Origin of the sequence: Pseudomonas sp. BCA17 (assembly GCF_004519405.1) — a bacterium.
Taxonomy (GTDB): Bacteria; Pseudomonadota; Gammaproteobacteria; order Pseudomonadales; family Pseudomonadaceae; genus Aquipseudomonas.
Window position 1 is genome coordinate 1 of the sequence record NZ_SGWI01000013.1, and the last position, 19,281, is coordinate 19,281.

Below are 19,281 nucleotides of genomic sequence, written 5' to 3' on the forward strand. Positions count from 1 at the left end.
GCGACAAGCTGGCTACGGCATCGGCGACCGATTACACCGCGTGGGCAAGCCAATTGTCTTCAGGCACTCGCGAATATGGCACCTGCACTTTGGAAGCCTTTTGAGCGCACAAAATCTGTGCTCACCTGACAAAACGGCATGCCGTTGGGGAAATCAATGCAAAGTGTTTCTGCATTTTTGGTATGGTGCAGCACATTTTCACAAGGATTGATCTTTATCCGCAGGATGCGGCGTCGACCTTCTTCAACGAGATGCTGTAGAAATGCCTGAACCTATACCGATCAAGGACCACGAGAAAGAAAACCGTTTAGTCAACAAGCGCCTGCTCGCCTGTGCGCTGCTGGTAATCGGTATCACCTGTACCCTGGTAGGCCGCTTGTATTTTCTACAAGTGGTGCAGTACGACTATCACTCCACGATTTCAGAAAACAACCGGGTCCACGTGCTACCGATCACGCCGACCCGCGGGTTGATCTATGACCGAAACGGCGTCGTGCTGGCTGACAATCGCCCCAGCTACAACCTGACTATCACCCGCGAGCGTACTACCGACCTCAAGGGGGAGCTGGACGCCATCGTCAATCTGCTGCATCTGCCTGCCGAAGACCGTGCGGTGTTCGACAAAGCGCTGAAGCAGGCGCGCCATCCATTTGTTCCCGTCACGCTGTTTTATGAGTTGACTGAAGAACAGATCGCCGTTTTGGCCGTCAATGAGTTTCGTCTGCCAGGCGTGGATGTCGAGCCGCAGTTCGTGCGGCACTATCCGCTGGGCGCGCACTTCGCTCATTCGATCGGCTACGTCGGCCGCATCAACGAAAAAGAATCCAAGTCCCTCGACTCGGTCGAGTACCGCGGTACCCAGTCCATCGGCAAGACCGGCATCGAGCGTTTCTACGAGTCTGAGCTGCATGGCCATGTCGGCTATGAGGAGGTCGAGACCAACGCCCAGGGCCGTGTGTTACGCGTACTCAAGCACACCGACCCCATCCCCGGTAAAAACATCGTGCTGAGCCTCGACGTCAAACTCCAGGAGGCCGCCGAAGAGGCCCTGGGAGACCGTCGCGGCTCGGTGGTGGCTCTTGATCCACGTACGGGTGAAGTGCTGGCCATGGTCAGCAAACCGAGCTTTGATCCGAACCTGTTCGTTACAGGCATCAGCTTCAAGGAATACGCCGCACTGCACGATTCCATCGACCGTCCGCTGTTCAACCGCGTGTTGCGGGGGCTCTACGCGCCCGGCTCGACCATCAAGCCGGAAGTGGCCATCGCCGGTCTCGACAGTGGTGTGGTCACCGCTCAAACCCGGGTGTTCGATCCTGGCTATTACCAGTTGCCCGACTTTGACCACAAATACCGCAACTGGAATCACAGCGGTGACGGCTGGGTGGATATGGACGCTGCCATCATGCGCTCCAACGACACCTATTTTTACGACCTGGCCCACAAACTGGGGATCGACCGCCTGCACGACTATCTGGCTGAATTCGGTCTCGGGCAGAAAGTCTCCCTGGACATGTTCGAAGAGTCTGCTGGTCTGATGCCGTCCCAGGCCTGGAAGCGCGCAACACGTCGCCAGCCCTGGTTCCCGGGCGAAACCGTGATCCTCGGCATCGGCCAGGGTTATATGCAAGTCACGCCACTGCAACTGGCCCAGGCCACCGCGTTGATAGCCAACAAGGGCGTGTGGAACCGTCCGCACTTGGCCAAGACCATCAATGGCGTGCCGCCGGTGGATGAACATCCGATGCCTAACGTAGTCCTCAAGAACCCGCGTGACTGGGAGCAGGTCAACCACGGTATGCAGCTTGTCATGCACGATCCGCGTGGTATCGCACGGGCAGCGGCGCAAGGAGCGCAATACCGTATCGCCGGCAAGAGCGGTACGGCGCAGGTGGTCGCGATCAAGCAAGGCGAGCGTTACAACCGTAACAAGACCCTGGAACGCCATCGCGACAACGCGCTGTTCGTCGGTTTTGCCCCGGCGGAACACCCGGAGATCGTGATCTCGGTAATGATCGAGAACGGCGAGGCCGGTGGCCGGGTCGCCGGCCCTGTGGTGCGGCAGATCATGGACGCCTGGCTACTCGATCAGGACGGTCACTTGAAACCACAATATGCGGCGCCGGCCAAAGCCCCGGGTGACCCGCACGTCTGAGTCACGCCAGGCACGCCAACCCCTCATGAGCCAGCCACGGCACATCGTGGCTCGTCCAGATGTGCGAGGTGGGCCTGACGCCCGGGTCATCATCCAGCGTCGCCACCCGCACGATCACATGGGGCTGGTGCCCGCGCTCCGCCATCAGATGCGAACCGCAGCGTGAGCAGAAATGCCTGAGTTTGCCTGGCGAAGATTCAAACGCCGACAGCAGTTCCTCGCCCTGTATCCAGCGGAAGTGCTCGCGCATCACTCCGGCGGTGGCGACAAACGCGGCTGCATGCGTTTTGCGGCAACTGTCGCAGTGGCAATGGCTGATAGGCATGTCGAGGCTGTCCACTTGATAGCGCACAGCCTTGCAGAAGCAACTTCCATTCAACGGGTCAGTCATAAACGTATGGCCGGGTCAAAGATAGAGGCATCATCATTGCGCATAACTCAAGGTTGCGCATCGGTCGATGTCGCCTACTGTCAATGGAAGAGGTGACTTATGCTCGTATTAGATCGCATCGAACGGAAAGTCCTGCTCAACGCTCCACGCAAACAGATCTGGGAAGCCCTCACCGACGCCGAAAAATTTGGCAGCTGGTTCGGTATTGCCCTCAAAGGTAAAACCTTCGTCGCGGGTGAAACCATCGAAGCGCCGATTACTTTCCCTGGCTACGAACATGTGATGTGGAAGGCCAGGATCGAACGCATCCTGCCGCAAACCTTGTTTTCTTTCTGGTGGCATCCTTACGCAGTCGAGCGGGACACCGACTACGACAAGGAAACCCCGACATTGGTGGAGTTCACCCTTGAAGACCGTGCGCCGGGCATTCTGCTGCGGGTTGTCGAGTCAGGGTTTGACGCAATCCCCGAAGCCCGACGCCAAAAGGCCTTCAAGATGAATTCCCGTGGCTGGGACGATCAAATGAGCAACATCGAGACTTACCTGGGCTAAGCCCGCCGGGCGTGAACCAGAGCGTGCTTACGCTGCCAATGCCTGTATCGCACGTAAACCTGCCGTGTAGAGGTGGATGCCGAGTAGAATCACGCTCTGAAAGTGATTCCTGAGGTGCGGTACGGTGGATTTACAGCAGGGTTTTGTCCTGACCCGGCATTGGCGCGATACTCCGGCGGGCACGGAGGTCAGTTTCTGGCTGGCCACGGACCAAGGCCCACGGTGTGTCGTGTTACCCGTGCAGACCTCGGTTATGTTTATTCCGCAGGCCCATCGCAAGCCCCTTGATTGGTTGCTCAAGGGGGAGCGTGATATCGAATTGCGCCCCTTGCAGCTGTGCGATTTTCATCATCGTCCGGTGCTGGGCCTCTACACGCGCCAGCATCGCCAACTGATGGACGTGGAAAAACGCCTGCGCGCCGCTGGTGTCGATGTCTACGAAGCTGACGTACGCCCACCTGAGCGCTACATGATGGAGCGTTTCATCACCGCGCCCGTGTGGTTCAGTGGCAAACCCGATGCCACGGGTGTGCTGGGCGACGCGCAGATGAAACCCGCGCCCGACTATCGCCCGTCGCTCAAGCTGGTGTCCCTCGACATCGAGACCACCGCCCAGGGCGATCTCTACTCCATTGGCCTCGAAGGCTGCGGCGAGCGCCAGGTGTACATGCTTGGCCCGCCTAACAAAACCACAGCCGTGGACTTCAAACTCGACTATTGCGACACCCGCGCCCAACTGCTCGAACGCCTTAACCTGTGGCTTGCCACCCATGACCCCGATGCGATCATCGGCTGGAACCTGGTGCAGTTCGACCTGCGCGTGCTCCATGAACATGCCCAGCGTCTCAACGTGCCGTTGCTGTTGGGGCGCGGCGGCGAAACCATGACGTGGCGCGAACACGGCAGCCGCAATCACTACTTCGCGGCGGCAGCCGGCCGGCTGATCATCGACGGCATCGAGGCGCTGCGTTCAGCCACTTGGAGTTTCGAATCCTTCAGCCTGGAAAACGTTGCGCAAACCCTGCTCGGCGAGGGCAAGGACATCTCCACACCGTACCAGCGCATGGACGAAATCAACCGCATGTTCGCCGAGGACAAGCCCGCCCTGGCGCGCTACAACCTCAAGGACTGCGAATTGGTCACGCGGATTTTCGCCAAAACCGACCTGCTCGAATTCCTGCTGGAGCGGGCCAGCGTCACCGGGCTACCGGCCGACCGTAGCGGCGGCTCCGTGGCCGCCTTCACCCATTTGTACATGCCGCTGATGCACCGTCAGGGCTTCGTCGCGCCGAACCTGGGCGACAAACCACCCCAGGCCAGCCCCGGCGGGTTTGTCATGGACTCGCGCCCCGGCCTCTACGAATCGGTGTTGGTGCTGGATTACAAAAGCCTCTACCCGTCGATCATCCGCAGCTTCCTGATCGACCCGGTGGGTTTGATCGAAGGGCTCAAACACCCCGAGGACAGTGCGTCCGTGGAAGGCTTTCGCGGTGCACGGTTCTCCCGCACCCGGCATTGCCTGCCGTCCATTGTTGCCCGCGTTTCCGAAGGCCGCGAAGTCGCCAAGCGCGAACACAACGCACCATTGTCCCAAGCCCTGAAAATCATCATGAACGCCTTCTATGGCGTGCTCGGTTCCAGCGGCTGCCGGTTCTTCGATACAAGGCTGGCCTCGTCGATCACGATGCGTGGGCACCAGATCATGCGCCAGACCCGGACGCTGGTCGAAGCCCAGGGCTACGAGGTGATTTACGGTGACACGGACTCCACCTTCGTCTGGCTGGGCAAAGCACATTCCCAGGAAGATGCCGGCCGCATTGGCCAGGCGCTGGTCAAGAGCGTCAACGATTGGTGGCGCGAACATCTCCACAGCGAATTCGGCCTGCAAAGTGCCCTGGAGCTGCAATACGAAACGCACTTCAGCCGCTTCCTCATGCCAACCATCCGCGGCGCGGTGGAGGGCAGCAAAAAGCGTTACGCGGGTTTGGTGGTGCGCGGTGACGGCAGCGAGGAAATGGTCTACAAAGGCCTCGAAACCGTGCGCAGCGACTGGTCGCCCCTGGCCCGGCAGTTCCAGCAGGAACTCTACCGGCGCATCTTCCATCGCCAGCCCCATCAGGAATATGTCCGCGACTACGTGCGCCGCACCTTGAGCGGTGAACTCGATGAACTGCTGATCTACCGCAAGCGTCTGCGTCGTCAACTCGATGACTACGAACGCAACGTGCCGCCCCATGTGCGCGCTGCCCGCCTGGCGGATGAATACAACGACCGCCTGGGGCGCCCGCGCCAGTACCAACGAGGCGGCTGGATCAGCTATGTGATCACGCTCAACGGCCCGGAACCGCTGGAGGTGCGGCAGGCGCCGATCGACTACGACCACTACGTCACGCGGCAATTGCAGCCCGTGGCCGACGCGATCCTGCCGTTCGTCAACGACGATTTCAGCACCCTGGTCGGAGGGCAGATGGGGCTGTTCTAAAACACTTGCCGAGGCACGACGGGAGCCTGCACTCTTGCCCTCTGACGACCACTCGCAGACGGCAGCTCTCCATGACCCAGATCACCTTGACCGGCACTATGGTCGAACTCCACCCCCTGCAACTCGAACACACGGCGGCCTTGCTCCAGGCCGCCGCCGACGGCGAGTTGTGGCACCTCAAGGTCACCCACGTGCCCGGCCCGGACACCATCGACACGTACGTGGATACTGCCCTGGCCGGGCGCAATGCCGGCACGGTCATGCCCTTCACCCTCGTGCGCCGGGACACTGGCCAGGTCGTGGGCAGTACGCGCTTCTGGAAGATCGATCGGGTCAACCGCAAGCTGGAGATCGGCCACACCTGGCTGGCGCAATCCACTCAGAAATCGGGAATCAATACCGAGGCCAAGTTTTTGTTGCTGAGCTACGCCTTCGAAGTGCTCGACTGCGTGCGCGTACAATTCACCACCGACGAACTCAACGAAAAATCTCGCGCGGCCATCCTGCGTCTGGGCGCCGTACAGGAAGGCATTGTGCGCCATGAACGCATCATGCCGGACGGGCGCAAGCGCAACTCGGTACGCTTCAGCATCATCGACTCGGAATGGCCGCAGGTGAAGGCCAACTTGCAGGCCAAACTGCTGCGATAAACAAGAGGGAACGCCCATGTATACGCTTTACGGTACGGACGACTCCGGCTCATGCATGATCGAAATTGCCCTGCAACGTTGCGCAGTGCCGTGGCACCGGGTGGAGGCCAGCTCCTGGCAGGAGGGCGAGGGCACCGAAGCCCTGGCCCGTATCAACCCACTCAAGCAGATCCCCACGCTGGTCACCCCCGATGGGCAGGTGCTGACCGAAAGCGCCGCCATCCTGATCCACCTGGGCCTGGAGTTTCCCGCGTCGGGCTTATTGGGCGGCAACCGGGCGCAGATCCTGCGCGGTCTGTTGTACATCACTGCCAATTGCTACTCGGCGATCGGCATCATCGACTATCCGCAGCGCTGGCTGGGTCAGGCGGATGAGGCTCTGCAGGCGCAACTGGTCAGTGGCACGCGACGCTATCTGCACCAAGCCTGGGTCGTGTTCGCCGATCAATTTGCCGAGCAGTTGTTCGCACCGGGTAATGTGCCGAACGCCCTGGGCATCATGGCGGCGGCGGTGTCGCACTGGGACGAGGCGCGTCAGGCATTGCACGCCTTGGCACCCGGCTTTGCCCAGAGCCTGGCGCAGGTGGATGCCGATCCCATCGTGGCGCCGGTGTTTGCTCGGCATTGGCCTCAGTGGGAGGTCTCATAATGTTTCCGCAACCAGAAGAAACAATGGCGCCCAAGCCTATCCAACCCCTTGCGCAGCGGGCGTCCTGTCCTACGCTTTCTTAAAGTGGTGTAGGAATCATCCTTGAATTTGGCTGTCGCACACATGAAACTCAAGAACCCTGCATGGAATTCAAAGGAGGTGCGCATGCTCATCCGGTCGCTGACCCTGGCTACCTTGATGGCTTTAACGGGGCCGCTGTTGGCCGCTGAGGATATCAACCCGCTCAAGCAAGACATGGGCAAGTCTCGCCCACTGGTAGTCGTGGAGCTTGATTCCGGAAACTCCACATTGGCCACCCTCCAGAAACAACTGGACGAGCCTGCCACCAAACAATCCTTTGAAGAACGCAACATGGTGTTCTACACCGTGAAGTTCGGCAGCATCGGCGCCGAAGGGGAGAAATTCGCCAAGGACGCCAAAGACAACAAGAAGCTGACCCCACCGGAAACCAATGCACTGATCCGTGCGCTCAAACTGGGTGCCGGTAGTGGCACCAAGGTGATCCTGATCGGCAAGGACGGCGAGAAAAAAATCGAGAAGACCGTGCCACCGGATACGCTCGATTTGAAAGAGTTCTTCAGCGCCATTGACCAGATGCCCCAGGCCGAAAAAGACCTCGCAGCGCCCGCCGCGCCGGAGCCTGTCGCAGCGCCTCCAGCCAAAAACGGTAAAGCCGCCAAAGCAGTTGGCAAGCCCGCCGCACAACAACTGGATGACTGAAAATACCTAACCCCTTGCTTGAGCGGGTTTGCCGGGGCGAGGGCGCCTGCTCTCGTGAACGGCGCACCGGCCTCCGGCTTTTCAGGGGCGCTTCGCGCCCCAGCGCAAGCAAGCTTGCTCCCTGCAAGATTCAGCATTGTGCTCAAGCTTTAGGGGCTTTGCGCACCGGAAACGGAAAGTAGAAAAACCGCAGGAATGCCACACGCTTGATCACTTCCCCGATCATCAACGGCACCACCACCGCGATAACCAGGCCCACACAGGCCGAAAGGAACGGATGCAGGCCCAGGCGCTCCATCAGGTCCACGGCCTTGTGCTGGATTTCCCCGTGGAAGATCAACACGATCAACGTGGACTGGCCGATGTAAGTCATCACCCGCGTCAGCAGCGTCGACACCATCATCACCTTCGCCAGCGCCCAGCACAGGTACACGCCGATCACCGCCAGCAGGCTGGTCCACAGCCAGTGGTCATAGCGCCGTTGAGCCAGGTCCATAGTGTCGTGGCTGTAGATGAACACGGCGGCGAACAGCGCGATGGAAATCACCAGTGTCAGCAGCGAGCCCTCATGCCTGCGTAGCCAGTCGCGCAACAGGTAACCGTATATAAAGTAGGTGCTGCTGATCAGGGTGACTTCGAGGCTGAAAGGCAGGCCGGGCATCGTCCACGTTTGCCCGCCGAGGGTCACCGGTACTTGCCAGAACCACGGCAGTACCCAGATGCCGAGCAACAGCTGCGCCACCATCAACAGGCAACTCACCAGCAAGGGCAGCTTCAGGCGCTGGATCAGGCGCAGCATTAGCCAACTGAACAGAATCGCCACCCAGAAGTGCGGCAAAAACCACAGCGCCTGCCACGGAATAGTGTCTACCGAGGCATACAGCACGCCGCCTACGTCCGGTAACAGTGGTTGCCCGCGCAGTACGTCACGCACGATTACGTACACCAGCATGGTGAAGAAAAACGGCTTGAGCAGGCCGTCGGCCTTGCGCACCGCCATCTCGACAAACGGCTGTTCGGGCTTGAAAAACACCCCGGACAGGAAGAAGAACAACGGCAACACAAACGAGGCGAGTATCGGATAGAGCAGGTCCAGGGAGTTGGCGACAAACCAGCTATGGCCATACACGATCACCAGGATGCCGACGCCTTTGGCGATATCCATTTGAATCCAGCGCTGTTTCACTTAACGACTCCCCATCGATCATTCATGCCTTGCGCCATGGCTTCAGCCACAGCCCCATGCCCAGCAACACCATGGTGCCTGCCAGGGTACTGAGCCCCAATTGCAGCCACACGCCTTCAATTGAAAACAGCATCAGCGCCGCCGCGCCCATGAGCAGCGCACTGAGGAGCCATTGCCGCGCCCAGGGCAGGGCTGCGAGCAATGCCTGGCGCTGCATCAGCAACAATGCGGTGCAAATCACTCCTGCCAGCGCCGCCAGCGGAATCCCCGCCAAGCCGAACATAAAGGGCAGGGCACCGAGCAACAGCACATTGACCAGGCTGCCGAGCAACTCACAACGCAGCGGCTGGCGCGTATCGCCGGCGGCGTAGGCATACCGGGCGAGCAGGGCGTTCCAGGCGCCGAACACCAACGGTACGGCGAACCACGCCAGCAGCAATGGCAACGGCGAATCCGCCGATTGCTTGGGCAACAGCAATGTCACCAGGCTCGGTGCCGCCGCCACCAGGCCGACACCCGCCGGTAACGTCAGCACGCTGGCGGTCTCCAGGCCGCGCTTGAGCAAGGCCAGGCGCTCATCGCCCTGGCGACGACTCATCATGCCCAGCAGCACTTGGTTGAGGCTCATCAGCGCAATCAGCGGCAGGTTCATCAACTTGCGGGCCAGGTTGACCCAGGTCACCGCGCCTTCGCCGAGCAACGAGGCCACCAGTCGTTCGATCAACGCCAAGCCCTGGCTGGCGCCGTTGCTCAGTAGCAGCGGCCCGATGCGTTGGCCCAGTTCCCGTAACGGCGTGACGCTCAGGAGCCAGCGCCACGGCCGCCAGCCTTGGCGCCAGATCGACGGCAGCAAGGCCAGCGGCATCAACAGGCTACCGGCCAGGCAGGCCAAGGCCAGTGAGTGGGGTTGAGTCGCAGTGCCCGCCAGCGCCAGGTAAGTAACCGGTGGCAGGTTGAACAACAGCGAGCCCAGGCCCGCCAGTACAAAACGCTCGCTGGCCTGCAACGGGATACTGAATAGCGCATGCAGCATCAACCCCGGCACGCACCAAGCCACGATCTGCAAGTTGCTCGCCGCCAGCGTCGTAGCGCTGGCCGCCAACCCCGGGCCAAGCAACTGCACCAGCCAGGGGGCCAGTAGCGTCAGCAACAGGCTGGTCACCAGCGCAATCAGCAGCAATGCAGGGAACAACACCGCCAACCAATCCAGGCGCTCACCGTCCTTGCGTTGCAAGTACAACGGCAACGCCGCAGCGCTCAACACTCCCCCGGCCAACGACATGCGCAGTGCTTCAGGCAAGAACAGCGCAATCAGGAACGCATCACTGCGTTCCCCGGCACCCCAGGCCGCGACCAGCAGCCACTCACGGGCGAACCCCAGGCACAGGCCCAGCAGGGTCGCCACGGTCAGCCAGACGGCGGAACCGAGCATGCTTAAGACCGCGTGCCGTCAAGCAACGGTTTGCGGTACGCCACGGTCTTGACTTGCGGCAGGCGCGCCGGGAACAGGCGGCGTGCTTCCAGCACGTTGATACCCACCATCAGCCAGAACAGTGCCACCATCACCACGGCAAAACTGAAGTAGTGGTCAAACAAACCGCTGACCAACGCTGACAGAATCCCCCCGGTGCTGCCCAGCCACAGCGCGTTGTCTTTGGTCAGGCGGATCGGGCCGGCTTCCGGGCGTGCTTCACGCCACCAGCGCACGGTAACCGCCACAAACAGCAGCATGCCGACGATGCCGGTCTTGTAGATGAAGTTAAGCCACAGGTTCGAGATCCCCAGCAGGTGCGTGCCCGGTACGGGCGGATCGACCTTGAAGCCAATGCCGAACGGATACGCGGCCACCGCTTGCGGGAACATGCGGTATTCGTCGACGCGTACCTCGGTACTGGCGTTGCTCGACGAGAAGATAGTCGCCAGGCGGTCCTGCAACGGCGGGTAGGCCATCACCAGTGCCACGGTCAGCACCGCACCCACCATCAGCAGGCGGCCGGTGTACGGTACGCGGCGCGTGGCCATCCATATCAACACCAATGCCAGACTGACCATTGCCCCGCGGCTACTGGCCAGCAGCAGCGCCGCCGCCCCCAGGCACGCCACGCCCAGGCCCAGCGCACGCTTCCAGCCGCGCTCGGTCATGCCGAAGCAAAATGCCAGCGGCAGCAGCAAGGCCATGATCCCGCCGATGGCATTGGGGTGCATCCACGGCGAGCCCATCCGCGAAGACATCGCCTCCAGGCCGAATTTCAACGTGTCGAAGTTGCCGTAATTGAGCAGCGCCAGGATCGGCGCAATCCCGGCCCCTGAGCGCGTGCGCACGAACACTGCGATGGACATCACCAGCATCGCCAGCGTGCCTGTCAGCAACGCCATGACCAGGGCCTCGCGGCGTTTTTGATCCACCAGCAACTTGGCGGTGAGGAACACCCCCGAAAGGTTCAGCAACCAGCGCAACCAGTTGGCCACGCCGCTGCTCTCGGCATGGATGCTGACCTGGCCGACGATGAACGGGAATACGCTGAACAGCATCAGCCACAGCAGCATCTGGTCGGTAGGGCGGCGCGACAGGATCGGCGTATCCGGCAGGCGTGCCAGGAAGCTGTGCCACATCACGGCGCCCCAGGTCAGCGCCAGGATCGCTTCGCTCACCGTACTGCGTATCCCCAGGTTGATGGTCGAATAGGGCATGAACGTCGCCACCAGCGCGAACAGCAACAGGCCCCAGAATGGAAACCGCAGGATGGTCACGGCCGCCGCAAGACCGACCACCGCCAAAAAGGCTTTGGCGGGTGACAGTGCCAGGGCCAACCCGCCAAACAGCAGGCCGAACAGAATCGCAACGAGGCTAGCCAGGTTTATTCTCACTTGAGTTCCTCGATCAGTTCGGCCACGCGCCGGCGATAGGCGTGGTGGTTGAAACGCTCCGCCCAATGGCGACGTTGTTCGGGTGAGTCTTCATCGGGCTGATGGCTCAGGCTCACCATCAATGCGGTCAACGCCGCGCTGTCGGTGGGCGAAAAACGCGCTGCCGACGGTGGCGTGATTTCATCCAGCGAGGTACCGCTGGCCACGGCCACCGGGGTGCCGACGCTGAGGGCTTCGATCACCGGCAAACCAAAACCTTCGGCGTAGGACGGTTGCCACAGGCGCGATGCCTGCCGGTACAACCCATGTAACTGGGCATCCGACACGCCGCTCAGCGCGCGAATGCCGGGCAGCGCGCGCTGCGCCTCGGGCAGATGGTCGAGGCTGCCCACGAGCACCAATTCCGGTACGGCGGGCGATTGCTGTCGGGCCTTCTGCCAGGCATCCACCAGGAACGGTACGTTCTTGCGCAACTCGCGAGTTCCCACCAGCAGCCAGTAGCGTTGCGGCAGTTGGTACGCGGTGAGGTCCGCCGGCAATTCGACGAACCCGTCGACCTGGTTGGGCAGCACGCGCACCTTGCCCGCCGCCTTGGGAAACAGGCGTACGGTTTCATCCGCGCTGTACTGCGAGGGCGTCCACACCCGGTCGGCGCTCTGCACCGCGTAGGCAATCGATACGCGATCGCAGGCTTTGTAGATCAGCGCCTTCAGGCGGCTGGCGTGGTAGTTGTTCAAGGTGATCTGGAACAGGTCGTGCAACAGCACCACGGTACGCATGCCCTTGGGCTTGGGGGGCAATGGCAGGCCCATATTGAAAGTGCTGATGTACAAATCGATGTGTTGCTCACGCAAGGCACGTGGCAGGAACCCTGCTTCGAAACGCAGGCGGTTCTGCGGCTGATGCATCGCGGTTTTCGCGCAGCCCCAGGCCGGGCAATGGGCCTGCAGGCGGGTTTGATCGCCCAGCGGCGCCACCGTAAAGCGCGCAAGCTCGATATCCGGCAGGCTGCGCAGCGCATCTTCCAGCGCATACACCTGGCGACTGATGCCCGATTGCGGCGAGGTGCCGACGGTGCGGTAATCCAGACCTACACGCATGCGGGCTCCTTTTGATTGAGCGGCGAAAGCGTCGCGTATACCTGCTCCAACTGGCTGGCGGCAACACTCCAGTCATGGGCGCGTCGTGCGTAGGCGCGGCCGGCCTCGCCCATGGGCACTGCCGCCTCGGGAGATCGCAGCAGGCGCACCACTGCGTCCGCCAAACCGATGGCCGTCTGGCCGCCCAGGTAATCCATACCTTCGACCAGGTCCAGGCCCGATACCCCTTGTTCGGTACTGGCCAGCGGCAGCCCCGCAGCCAGGGCTTCGAGCACTTTGAGCTTGGAGCCGCCGCCATGCCGCAACGGGGCCAGGAACACCGAGCAACTCGATTGCAGCGCCAACAGGTTCGGCACAAACCCTTGCCACTCGATACGCGGGTCCTGCCAGCGTTCGCGCCAGCTGTCGGGCATGCCGAAACCGCACACGCTCATGCGCGCATCCGGGCACTGCTCCCAGACCTTGGGCAGGATTTCATCCAGCGCCCACTCAATGGCGTCCACATTGGGGGCGTATTCATAGTTGCCGAGGAACAGCACACGGCGGGCCGCCGGGTCAGGGCGAGCGCCGGCGAAATGATCGCAATCCACGCCGTTGACCACCACGGGCACCGGCTTGCCGGCGATTTTCTCCAGCACCTGCGCGTCGCTGGCAGTGACTGCCACCACCTGGGCGGCCTGGCGCATGACGCGTCGCTCCCAGCGGCGGTAGCGCCATTGGTCGTAGTGAATGAACGGCAGCGCCCAGCGCGGCAGGCGATCGTACGTGGCGGCGCCGAGCGCCGATTCCACGTTGTGCTCGGTCAGCACAAAGGGTTGGGATTTTCGCGCCAGGGCATCTTCATAGGGTTGAAAGGTATAGGAATGCTCGATCTGCACCACGTCCCAATGTTCATCGAGTAACGGGTTGAAGACGTCCTGCAGCGCACCTGACAGGCCATTGACACTGGCCAGCAGCGGGTAGGGGGCCACCAGCCCGGCCACCAGGGTTTTCGCGCTGCGCAACGGGCGGCGCGGCAGGATGATCAACTGTTCCAGGAAGGCTTCCAGCACCTGGCGATCGGTCAGCGACACGGGGTGCTTGTCATGCAGCAGCAGCGTGATTCTGTGCCCGCGCGCAGCCAGGCTGCGCAGCAAGTGGAACTGGCGCGTCTTGCCGCCGCTGGTGGCGGGCCAGGGCGAGTAGGGCAGTATCCATAAAATGCGCATGACGGGCTTCAATCCCATAACAGAATTTGCAGGTTTGACTTGACCGGTACGGTCAACCCATTGGTGCCGCTCACCGGGGTTTGCGTGCCGCGCAGCGGGTCGTACAGGGTGGCGCTGGTCAGGTTCGGCAGGTGGGCGTTGCCGCCCTGGGCCGACCAGAAAAACCACAGTTTATGGCCGTCGGCGCGGGTCCAGCCGATGCTGAACAGGCCGTCGGGTAATTGATCGGCGGTGGGCGGATCGCCGGGGGTAAGTTGCGGGCCGCTCACATCGAGAAAGTTTTTCAGCGCCGTGTAGGACGGCTTGGGGTTGGCATTGATATCGAGCAAGCCGTAGGACTGGTCGCGCACGCTGGCGCGCTGGTCGAGATCGCTGAGGGTGAACAGGAAGATCTTGTCAAAATCCATCGCGCTCATCAGCGCCAGGCGGCGTACCACATAGTCAGCCTGGTCCTGTTGGGTGATGATGTCCTGCGCCTCTTTGGGCCCACGGTAACTCGACCAGCCCCACTCAGTGCTCCACAAGGTTTGCACGCCGCTGGCGCGCAGGGACTGGTTGAGTGCGCTGGTCTTGGCGACAAAGTCGAGTTTGGCCGGGTCATTGCCCTCAGGCAGTTGGGTGTAGGGGTGATAGGACATGACGGTGTTGAGGCTGTGCACTCCCAAGGTGCTGAGGGCGCCGAGCATGGTCTGGCCGTTGGGCATTTCGCTGAGGAAGGCCATGCCGGCCGCGACCACGGGTTTGTTCGGGTTGACCGTGCGCAGGGCGTTGGTGGTCGTCGTCAACAGGGTTAAATAGCCTGCCGGGTCGGCCACCGGGCGCCAGAAACCGAGCAGGTTGGGCTCGTTCCATACTTGCCAGGCGTCGACGCTGGGGTAGCGCTGGGCCAATAGCGCCATGCGGTTGGCGAATACGTTCGGGTCTTTGGGCGGATACTGGTCCTGATACGGCGCACCGGCCGGCGCAGTGGTGGCGAAGGGCGCCGAGCCCACCAGGTAGAGCACCGATTTGAGTTGGTTGGTTTGCAGGTTGCCGACCAGTTGGTCCAGGGTCGCAACCTGGTACCGGCCTTCGGCGGGTTCCAACTGGTCCCAGTGCAGGTCCAGGCGCACCCATTGCAAGCCCAAGGCCTTGAGTTTGTCGATCTGCAGTTGATACAGCGTCGGGCTGAACCACAGGAACTGCGCATTCACCCCCAGGAAGTCCTTCCACACCAGCACTTTGTTGCCCTTGAGCACATGGCTCTCGGCATCGGCCTGGCGGCCCCACATAAACGCGGTCAGGCCGAGGGCGGCAATTACAACCAGGGTAGCGAACCAAGTCCGTTTATTCGCCATAAGGTGCTCCTGCAATGGCTTGTTCAAAAAGCTGCTTGAACTTCTGCGCGGTCAGCGGCCATAGGCGTGCACGGCCGATTGCCCCGGCGCGTTCGGCCCAGTCCCCGGCCAGCGTCGGCCTGTTCGCCAGGCGCATCAGCTGTTCGCTCAATGCGGCCACATCACCCTGGGGATAGATCAAGCCATTGCCGCTGGCGACCTCTTCAGCGAATGCGCGCGCATCCGAGGTAATCGCCCCGCGCCCGCACGCGGCGGCCCAGGACAACGCGCCGCTGGTGCCGCGCTGGCGGCCCAGCAGGCCAAGTTTTTTCGATTCGCGATAAGGCAGCACCATCACATGGTGCGCCTGGATGGTCTGGGCAATCTCGCTGGCCGGCAGATTCAGCCGCCAGTCGATGGAGCCCGCCAGGCCGAGGTCGGCGATCTGGCTGTTCAACTGCTCCAGGTAGTTGCCGCCTGTGCCGAACGCCATTTCGGCGGCAGTGCCACCGGCCAGGGTCAGGCGCACACGGTCACGCAAGTGGGGAGCTTGCTTGAAGACGGCGGCCAGGGCCTGCAACAGGTCTTCAATGCCTTTGCCACGGTAGATAAAACCGAAATACAGCAGGTGCAGTGTGTCCAACGACGGCAGTGCTGCCGGCGCAATCGCCAGGTTGGCGTGGTTGATGACGGCCACTTTGCCGGCGGGTAAGCGCATGCGCTCGCTCAGGCAATCGGCACCCAGGCGGGTGAGGGTGATCAGCCGGGTCAGGTCCTGGGCCACGCTGCGCTCTTCACGCAAGGTCAGCGGGTCGGCCAGCACCACCGCCGCCTGGGGCAGTGGGCTGGGCAAACGTTCCAACAGGTTCAACGGGAAGGGCAGGTGCTCCCGGCGCCAGACGATGCGCTCCGGGTCATGCACGGTCGCGGTCAGCGGCAGCTTGGGGAACGCCTTGCGCAACTCGCGCAACGCCAGGAATTCGCCCAATCGCCCACCGCCCAGTTCGGCGTGGACCAGGTCCACACCTTGCCAGTCGAATGCGGCGATGGCGTGCCCGATGGCAACACTGTTGCCCTCCACGCCACTCAACGGTGTCACCACCGTCACCCCCAGTTGCTCCAGTGCCGTCTTGAAATGGTTCGCGTAGTCGGCGATCCCGTTCTTCTCCGGCGGCAAGGGCGCAAGCAGGGCGATCCGCATCAGAACGCCCCCCGGTATTTGGCGATGTTCTGCAGCACCTTGGCCGGTACTTCGAACTTACGCCGGTTGATGATGATGCCGTCCACTTTGCCAAACGCGGTGTTGAGGATCGACAGGGCGTGTTCCACCACGGGCACCGTGCTCTTTTGCGCTTCCACCACCAGCGCGATCATGTCGGCGCGGCGCAGCGTGACGAACGCATCGCGGTTATCCAGCAAGGCCGAAGCATCCAGCAGCACCACCTCGCCCGGCGCCGCCGGGGCCGTACCGCCGACCCGCACGCTGATGCCGTTCTCTTGCAGCAATTGACGCAATTGCTCCACGACAAAGGTCACCCCTTCACCGTGGCGCGCCGAGGTCAGCCCCAGGGTCATGCCTTGTTCGGCGATGCGGTCCAGTTGCAGCAGACCGTACAGCCGGTAAATGCTCGCATTGAACGCGTTGGTGCCTTGCGCGGTGCTGCTGTCCAGCTCCGGCAGGGTGGTCCACAGCGGCAGGCCGAATTTGCGTTCCACTAGGCCGCCGTCGTGAATGCGCTGGTCCAGCAGGTAGCACAGGTAGACCACCAACAGGCCGACGACGATGGCAAACGGGATCGCCAACATCAGCATCACCAGGGTTTTCGGAAAGACGCGGCCCGGGTTCAGGGTAGCTTCTTCGATCACCGCAATGTTGCTGATCTGGCTGTTATCCAGCTCACGGTCGATGCGCGATTTTTCCAGGTTATCCACATACAGCGCATAGTTGCGCTCGGTGGCACTCAACTCGCGGGAAAGGCGCGCCAGCTCCGGTTCGATCTCCAGGGCTTGCTTGCGCTGGGCTTCGAGGTTGACCAGTTGCTTCTGCTGCTGAACCAGTTGGGTACGCAGCGCCAGGTTGTTGCTCGACTCGTCCAGCAGCACGCGCTGCAAGTGGATTTCCAAGGTGTTCGGTGCACGGTTTTCCGAGCTTTGCACCGTGTTGCTTTCATTCGCGACCTGGGCCTGCATGGCCAGGATCGACGCGTCCAGCGCTTTGACCGGCGGTGCGTTGTCGGTGTAGGTGCGCATCATGTCGGCCTTTTCCAGCAGCTTCTGGTTGAGCAGGCGACGCAAATCCTGCTGCTGCGGGTTCAGGGCGATCTGGCGAACCGTGGTCACTTCCTTGGGCTGGGTCTTGAGCTGGTTGCGGGTGCTCTCGAGGGCGCTGTCGGAAGAGGCGATCAGGCGGGTGGTGTTGAAGGTCTCGCCGCGCAGCACGTTGATGCGCTCGGACAAGTCCTCCAGGCGGTCGGTGATGCTCGCCGCGCCGATCTCATTGAGGTGCGTGAGGATCTGTTGTTTATAGCTCTTGATCTCGGTTGCACTGGTGTTTACCTGGCCCTCATAGAACGCGTACAGGCTCTTGCGGCCCAGGGCCTGGGTGCGTTCGCTGATGTAGGTCTCCACCCAGTCCTTGACCACCATCTGGGCAACCTCGGGGTCGCCCCAACGGAAACTGATGTCCATCACCGTGGAGCCGGCGGCGTGGCTCACCTCGAAGTTTTTCTCCAGGCTGGCGGCCAAACGTTCCACCGGCGTGGTTTTTTCGAGGATGCCGACGGTTTCCAGCACTACGCGCACGCCGTCGAATACCGCACCGATGCCGTTCTTGACGTAGTACTTGGTGCGCTTCCAGAAGCCTTCCGGCGGCGGCGCATTTTCAATCACTTCCAGGTAGTGCTCGGCCACCGTGCGCACGATCGGGCGCCCGGTCAGCAAGCGCTCCTCGTCGACAATCGGGTCGCGCTGGGTGCTGGGCATCACCAGCGCCTGGCGGTTGCTGATTTCGATCGGCAAGGTTGAGTCGCGCCCCGGCTTGACCAACAGGCGCGCGGTGGACTCGTACTTGGCCGGCAGCAGGAAGGCCCCCAGTAAGATGATGACCAGCGCCGCAATGGCCGCCAGCTTGAACTCATGCCTGAAGATGAAGAACAGGCGCAGAAGATCCCGAAAAGAACGGATCTCGATCATGGGATGTCGCTCCTTTAGTTGTTGCCGCCGCTGGTTCGGGTGTAGTTGTAGCCAACCCCGATAGACTTGGTGAACGGGATCAGTTGGTTCAAGTAGGTATCCACCCCTTGGATGCGTTCGCCGACGTTGGATTTTGGTACGAACACCACATCCCCGCGCTGCAACCGCACTTGTTTGCGACCATTAGGCCCGGTCTTGAGGTATTGGCTGAAGTCCAGGAAGTAGGCGTGGTAGGCGCCCTGGGCATCTTCGCGCAGTAGCGCGACCATGCTCGCATTGCCGGATGGGTTCACCCCGCCGGCGCCGACAATCGCCTGCTCCAGCGTGTTGGCTGTGCCGATCTGCACCGCCGTCGGGTTGTTCACTGCGCCGCCGACGATCACCGAGTTGGACGGTGCCTGGTTGATGTTCACCGTCACCCTTGGCTCGCGATACACCGGCGCCAGCTTGTTGCTCAGTTCCGTGGCCAGCTCCGATGGCTGACGCCCGGCGACCTGGATCGGCCCCAGGAACGGGTAGTTGATCTTGCCGTCGGCCTGCACCGTGTACAGCGTCAGCTCATAGATGGTGCTGACGTTGAACGCTGACAGCGTCGGCATTTCTCCGGCATCCCGCACGATGCGCAACTGGTCGCCGACGCGGATGCGTTCCACGGCAGGTGGCAGTTGGGCCAATTGGTCAAGGGCGCGCTTGCCTTCCTCAACCGTCTTGTCGTCCGGTGGGACAATGCGTGCGGGCGTATTGCAGGCGGCCAGGGCCATCATGGCCAGGACGAGCAAGGTTCGTTTCAT

The 19,281-nt window shown here is 61.9% G+C and carries 16 protein-coding genes; 6 read left to right on the forward strand and 10 right to left on the reverse strand.

What is annotated here, in order from left to right; all coding sequences use genetic code 11:
• Window positions 1-262 precede the first annotated feature (262 nt).
• Complete coding sequence (gene mrdA / locus EXW71_RS28290) at window positions 263-2,155, forward strand: penicillin-binding protein 2 (protein WP_123715230.1); 1,893 nt, start codon at window positions 263-265, stop codon at window positions 2,153-2,155.
• A gap of 1 nt (window position 2,156) precedes the next feature.
• Here mrdA and EXW71_RS28295 read toward each other — a convergent pair whose 3' ends face one another.
• Window positions 2,157-2,546, reverse strand: a complete 390-nt coding sequence (locus EXW71_RS28295; RefSeq protein WP_123715231.1) for a GFA family protein — start codon at window positions 2,544-2,546, stop codon at window positions 2,157-2,159.
• 99 nt (window positions 2,547-2,645) lie between these two features.
• Here EXW71_RS28295 and EXW71_RS28300 point away from each other — a divergent pair, with 99 nt between their 5' ends.
• The 5 genes from EXW71_RS28300 to EXW71_RS28320 all read left to right on the forward strand — a co-directional run bounded on the left by EXW71_RS28300 (window position 2,646) and on the right by EXW71_RS28320 (window position 7,620).
• On the forward strand, window positions 2,646-3,098 hold the full coding sequence (locus EXW71_RS28300; RefSeq protein WP_134660641.1) for an SRPBCC family protein: 453 nt from the start codon (window positions 2,646-2,648) through the stop codon (window positions 3,096-3,098).
• A 124-nt stretch (window positions 3,099-3,222) separates the two neighbouring features.
• On the forward strand, window positions 3,223-5,580 hold the full coding sequence (locus EXW71_RS28305; protein WP_134660642.1) for a DNA polymerase II: 2,358 nt from the start codon (window positions 3,223-3,225) through the stop codon (window positions 5,578-5,580).
• Between the two features lie 71 nt (window positions 5,581-5,651).
• Window positions 5,652-6,230: a GNAT family N-acetyltransferase gene (locus tag EXW71_RS28310; protein ID WP_134660643.1), complete on the forward strand. Its 579-nt coding sequence runs from the start codon at window positions 5,652-5,654 to the stop codon at window positions 6,228-6,230.
• A 16-nt stretch (window positions 6,231-6,246) separates the two neighbouring features.
• Entirely contained in the window at window positions 6,247-6,879 is a 633-nt protein-coding gene (locus tag EXW71_RS28315) for a glutathione S-transferase N-terminal domain-containing protein (protein ID WP_134660644.1), read from the forward strand.
• Window positions 6,880-7,044: 165 nt separating this feature from the next.
• Entirely contained in the window at window positions 7,045-7,620 is a 576-nt protein-coding gene (locus EXW71_RS28320) for a DUF4174 domain-containing protein (RefSeq protein ID WP_134660645.1), read from the forward strand.
• Between the two features lie 142 nt (window positions 7,621-7,762).
• Here the strand turns inward: EXW71_RS28320 and EXW71_RS28325 are convergent, their stop codons facing one another.
• The 9 genes from EXW71_RS28325 to EXW71_RS28365 are packed head-to-tail and all read right to left on the reverse strand — an operon-like array spanning window position 7,763 to window position 19,281.
• Window positions 7,763-8,785, reverse strand: a complete 1,023-nt coding sequence (locus EXW71_RS28325; protein WP_134660646.1) for an acyltransferase family protein — start codon at window positions 8,783-8,785, stop codon at window positions 7,763-7,765.
• A 43-nt stretch (window positions 8,786-8,828) separates the two neighbouring features.
• On the reverse strand, window positions 8,829-10,238 hold the full coding sequence (locus EXW71_RS28330) for a lipid II flippase MurJ (protein WP_134660647.1): 1,410 nt from the start codon (window positions 10,236-10,238) through the stop codon (window positions 8,829-8,831).
• A 2-nt stretch (window positions 10,239-10,240) separates the two neighbouring features.
• Window positions 10,241-11,668: an O-antigen ligase gene (locus EXW71_RS28335; RefSeq protein ID WP_134660746.1), complete on the reverse strand. Its 1,428-nt coding sequence runs from the start codon at window positions 11,666-11,668 to the stop codon at window positions 10,241-10,243.
• A 2-nt stretch (window positions 11,669-11,670) separates the two neighbouring features.
• Window positions 11,671-12,774 (reverse strand): glycosyltransferase family 1 protein, encoded by a 1,104-nt coding sequence (locus EXW71_RS28340; protein WP_134660648.1) that lies wholly within the window; start codon window positions 12,772-12,774, stop codon window positions 11,671-11,673.
• On the reverse strand, window positions 12,765-13,982 hold the full coding sequence (locus tag EXW71_RS28345) for a glycosyltransferase family 4 protein (protein WP_134660649.1): 1,218 nt from the start codon (window positions 13,980-13,982) through the stop codon (window positions 12,765-12,767). The genes EXW71_RS28340 and EXW71_RS28345 overlap by 10 nt, the downstream gene beginning before the upstream one ends.
• 8 nt (window positions 13,983-13,990) lie before the next feature.
• Complete coding sequence (locus EXW71_RS28350; RefSeq protein WP_123715240.1) at window positions 13,991-15,319, reverse strand: cellulase family glycosylhydrolase; 1,329 nt, start codon at window positions 15,317-15,319, stop codon at window positions 13,991-13,993.
• A complete protein-coding gene (locus EXW71_RS28355; protein ID WP_134660650.1) occupies window positions 15,309-16,499 on the reverse strand; it encodes a glycosyltransferase in 1,191 nt (396 codons plus the stop codon). Before EXW71_RS28355 ends, EXW71_RS28350 begins: the two co-directional genes overlap by 11 nt.
• On the reverse strand, window positions 16,499-18,490 hold the full coding sequence (locus tag EXW71_RS28360; RefSeq protein WP_134660651.1) for an exopolysaccharide transport family protein: 1,992 nt from the start codon (window positions 18,488-18,490) through the stop codon (window positions 16,499-16,501). Before EXW71_RS28360 ends, EXW71_RS28355 begins: the two co-directional genes overlap by 1 nt.
• A gap of 14 nt (window positions 18,491-18,504) precedes the next feature.
• The gene (locus EXW71_RS28365; protein ID WP_123715243.1) at window positions 18,505-19,281 is read right to left on the reverse strand and encodes a polysaccharide biosynthesis/export family protein; all 777 of its coding nucleotides are present in this window, start codon (window positions 19,279-19,281) and stop codon (window positions 18,505-18,507) included.

Excerpts from the sequence above, each read along its gene's own strand:
- EXW71_RS28355 (WP_134660650.1), bottom strand. The coding sequence starts at position 16,499 with ATGCGGATCGCCCTGCTTGCGCCCTTGCCGCCGGAGAAGAACGGGATC.
- EXW71_RS28365 (WP_123715243.1), bottom strand. The coding sequence starts at position 19,281 with ATGAAACGAACCTTGCTCGTCCTGGCCATGATGGCCCTGGCCGCCTGC.
- EXW71_RS28330 (WP_134660647.1), bottom strand. The coding sequence starts at position 10,238 with ATGCTCGGTTCCGCCGTCTGGCTGACCGTGGCGACCCTGCTGGGCCTG.
- mrdA (WP_123715230.1), top strand. The coding sequence starts at position 263 with ATGCCTGAACCTATACCGATCAAGGACCACGAGAAAGAAAACCGTTTA.
- EXW71_RS28340 (WP_134660648.1), bottom strand. The coding sequence starts at position 12,774 with ATGCGTGTAGGTCTGGATTACCGCACCGTCGGCACCTCGCCGCAATCG.
- EXW71_RS28295 (WP_123715231.1), bottom strand. The coding sequence starts at position 2,546 with ATGACTGACCCGTTGAATGGAAGTTGCTTCTGCAAGGCTGTGCGCTAT.
- EXW71_RS28350 (WP_123715240.1), bottom strand. The coding sequence starts at position 15,319 with ATGGCGAATAAACGGACTTGGTTCGCTACCCTGGTTGTAATTGCCGCC.
- EXW71_RS28345 (WP_134660649.1), bottom strand. The coding sequence starts at position 13,982 with ATGCGCATTTTATGGATACTGCCCTACTCGCCCTGGCCCGCCACCAGC.
- EXW71_RS28315 (WP_134660644.1), top strand. The coding sequence starts at position 6,247 with ATGTATACGCTTTACGGTACGGACGACTCCGGCTCATGCATGATCGAA.
- EXW71_RS28360 (WP_134660651.1), bottom strand. The coding sequence starts at position 18,490 with ATGATCGAGATCCGTTCTTTTCGGGATCTTCTGCGCCTGTTCTTCATC.
- EXW71_RS28310 (WP_134660643.1), top strand. The coding sequence starts at position 5,652 with ATGACCCAGATCACCTTGACCGGCACTATGGTCGAACTCCACCCCCTG.
- EXW71_RS28320 (WP_134660645.1), top strand. The coding sequence starts at position 7,045 with ATGCTCATCCGGTCGCTGACCCTGGCTACCTTGATGGCTTTAACGGGG.
- EXW71_RS28300 (WP_134660641.1), top strand. The coding sequence starts at position 2,646 with ATGCTCGTATTAGATCGCATCGAACGGAAAGTCCTGCTCAACGCTCCA.
- EXW71_RS28325 (WP_134660646.1), bottom strand. The coding sequence starts at position 8,785 with ATGGATATCGCCAAAGGCGTCGGCATCCTGGTGATCGTGTATGGCCAT.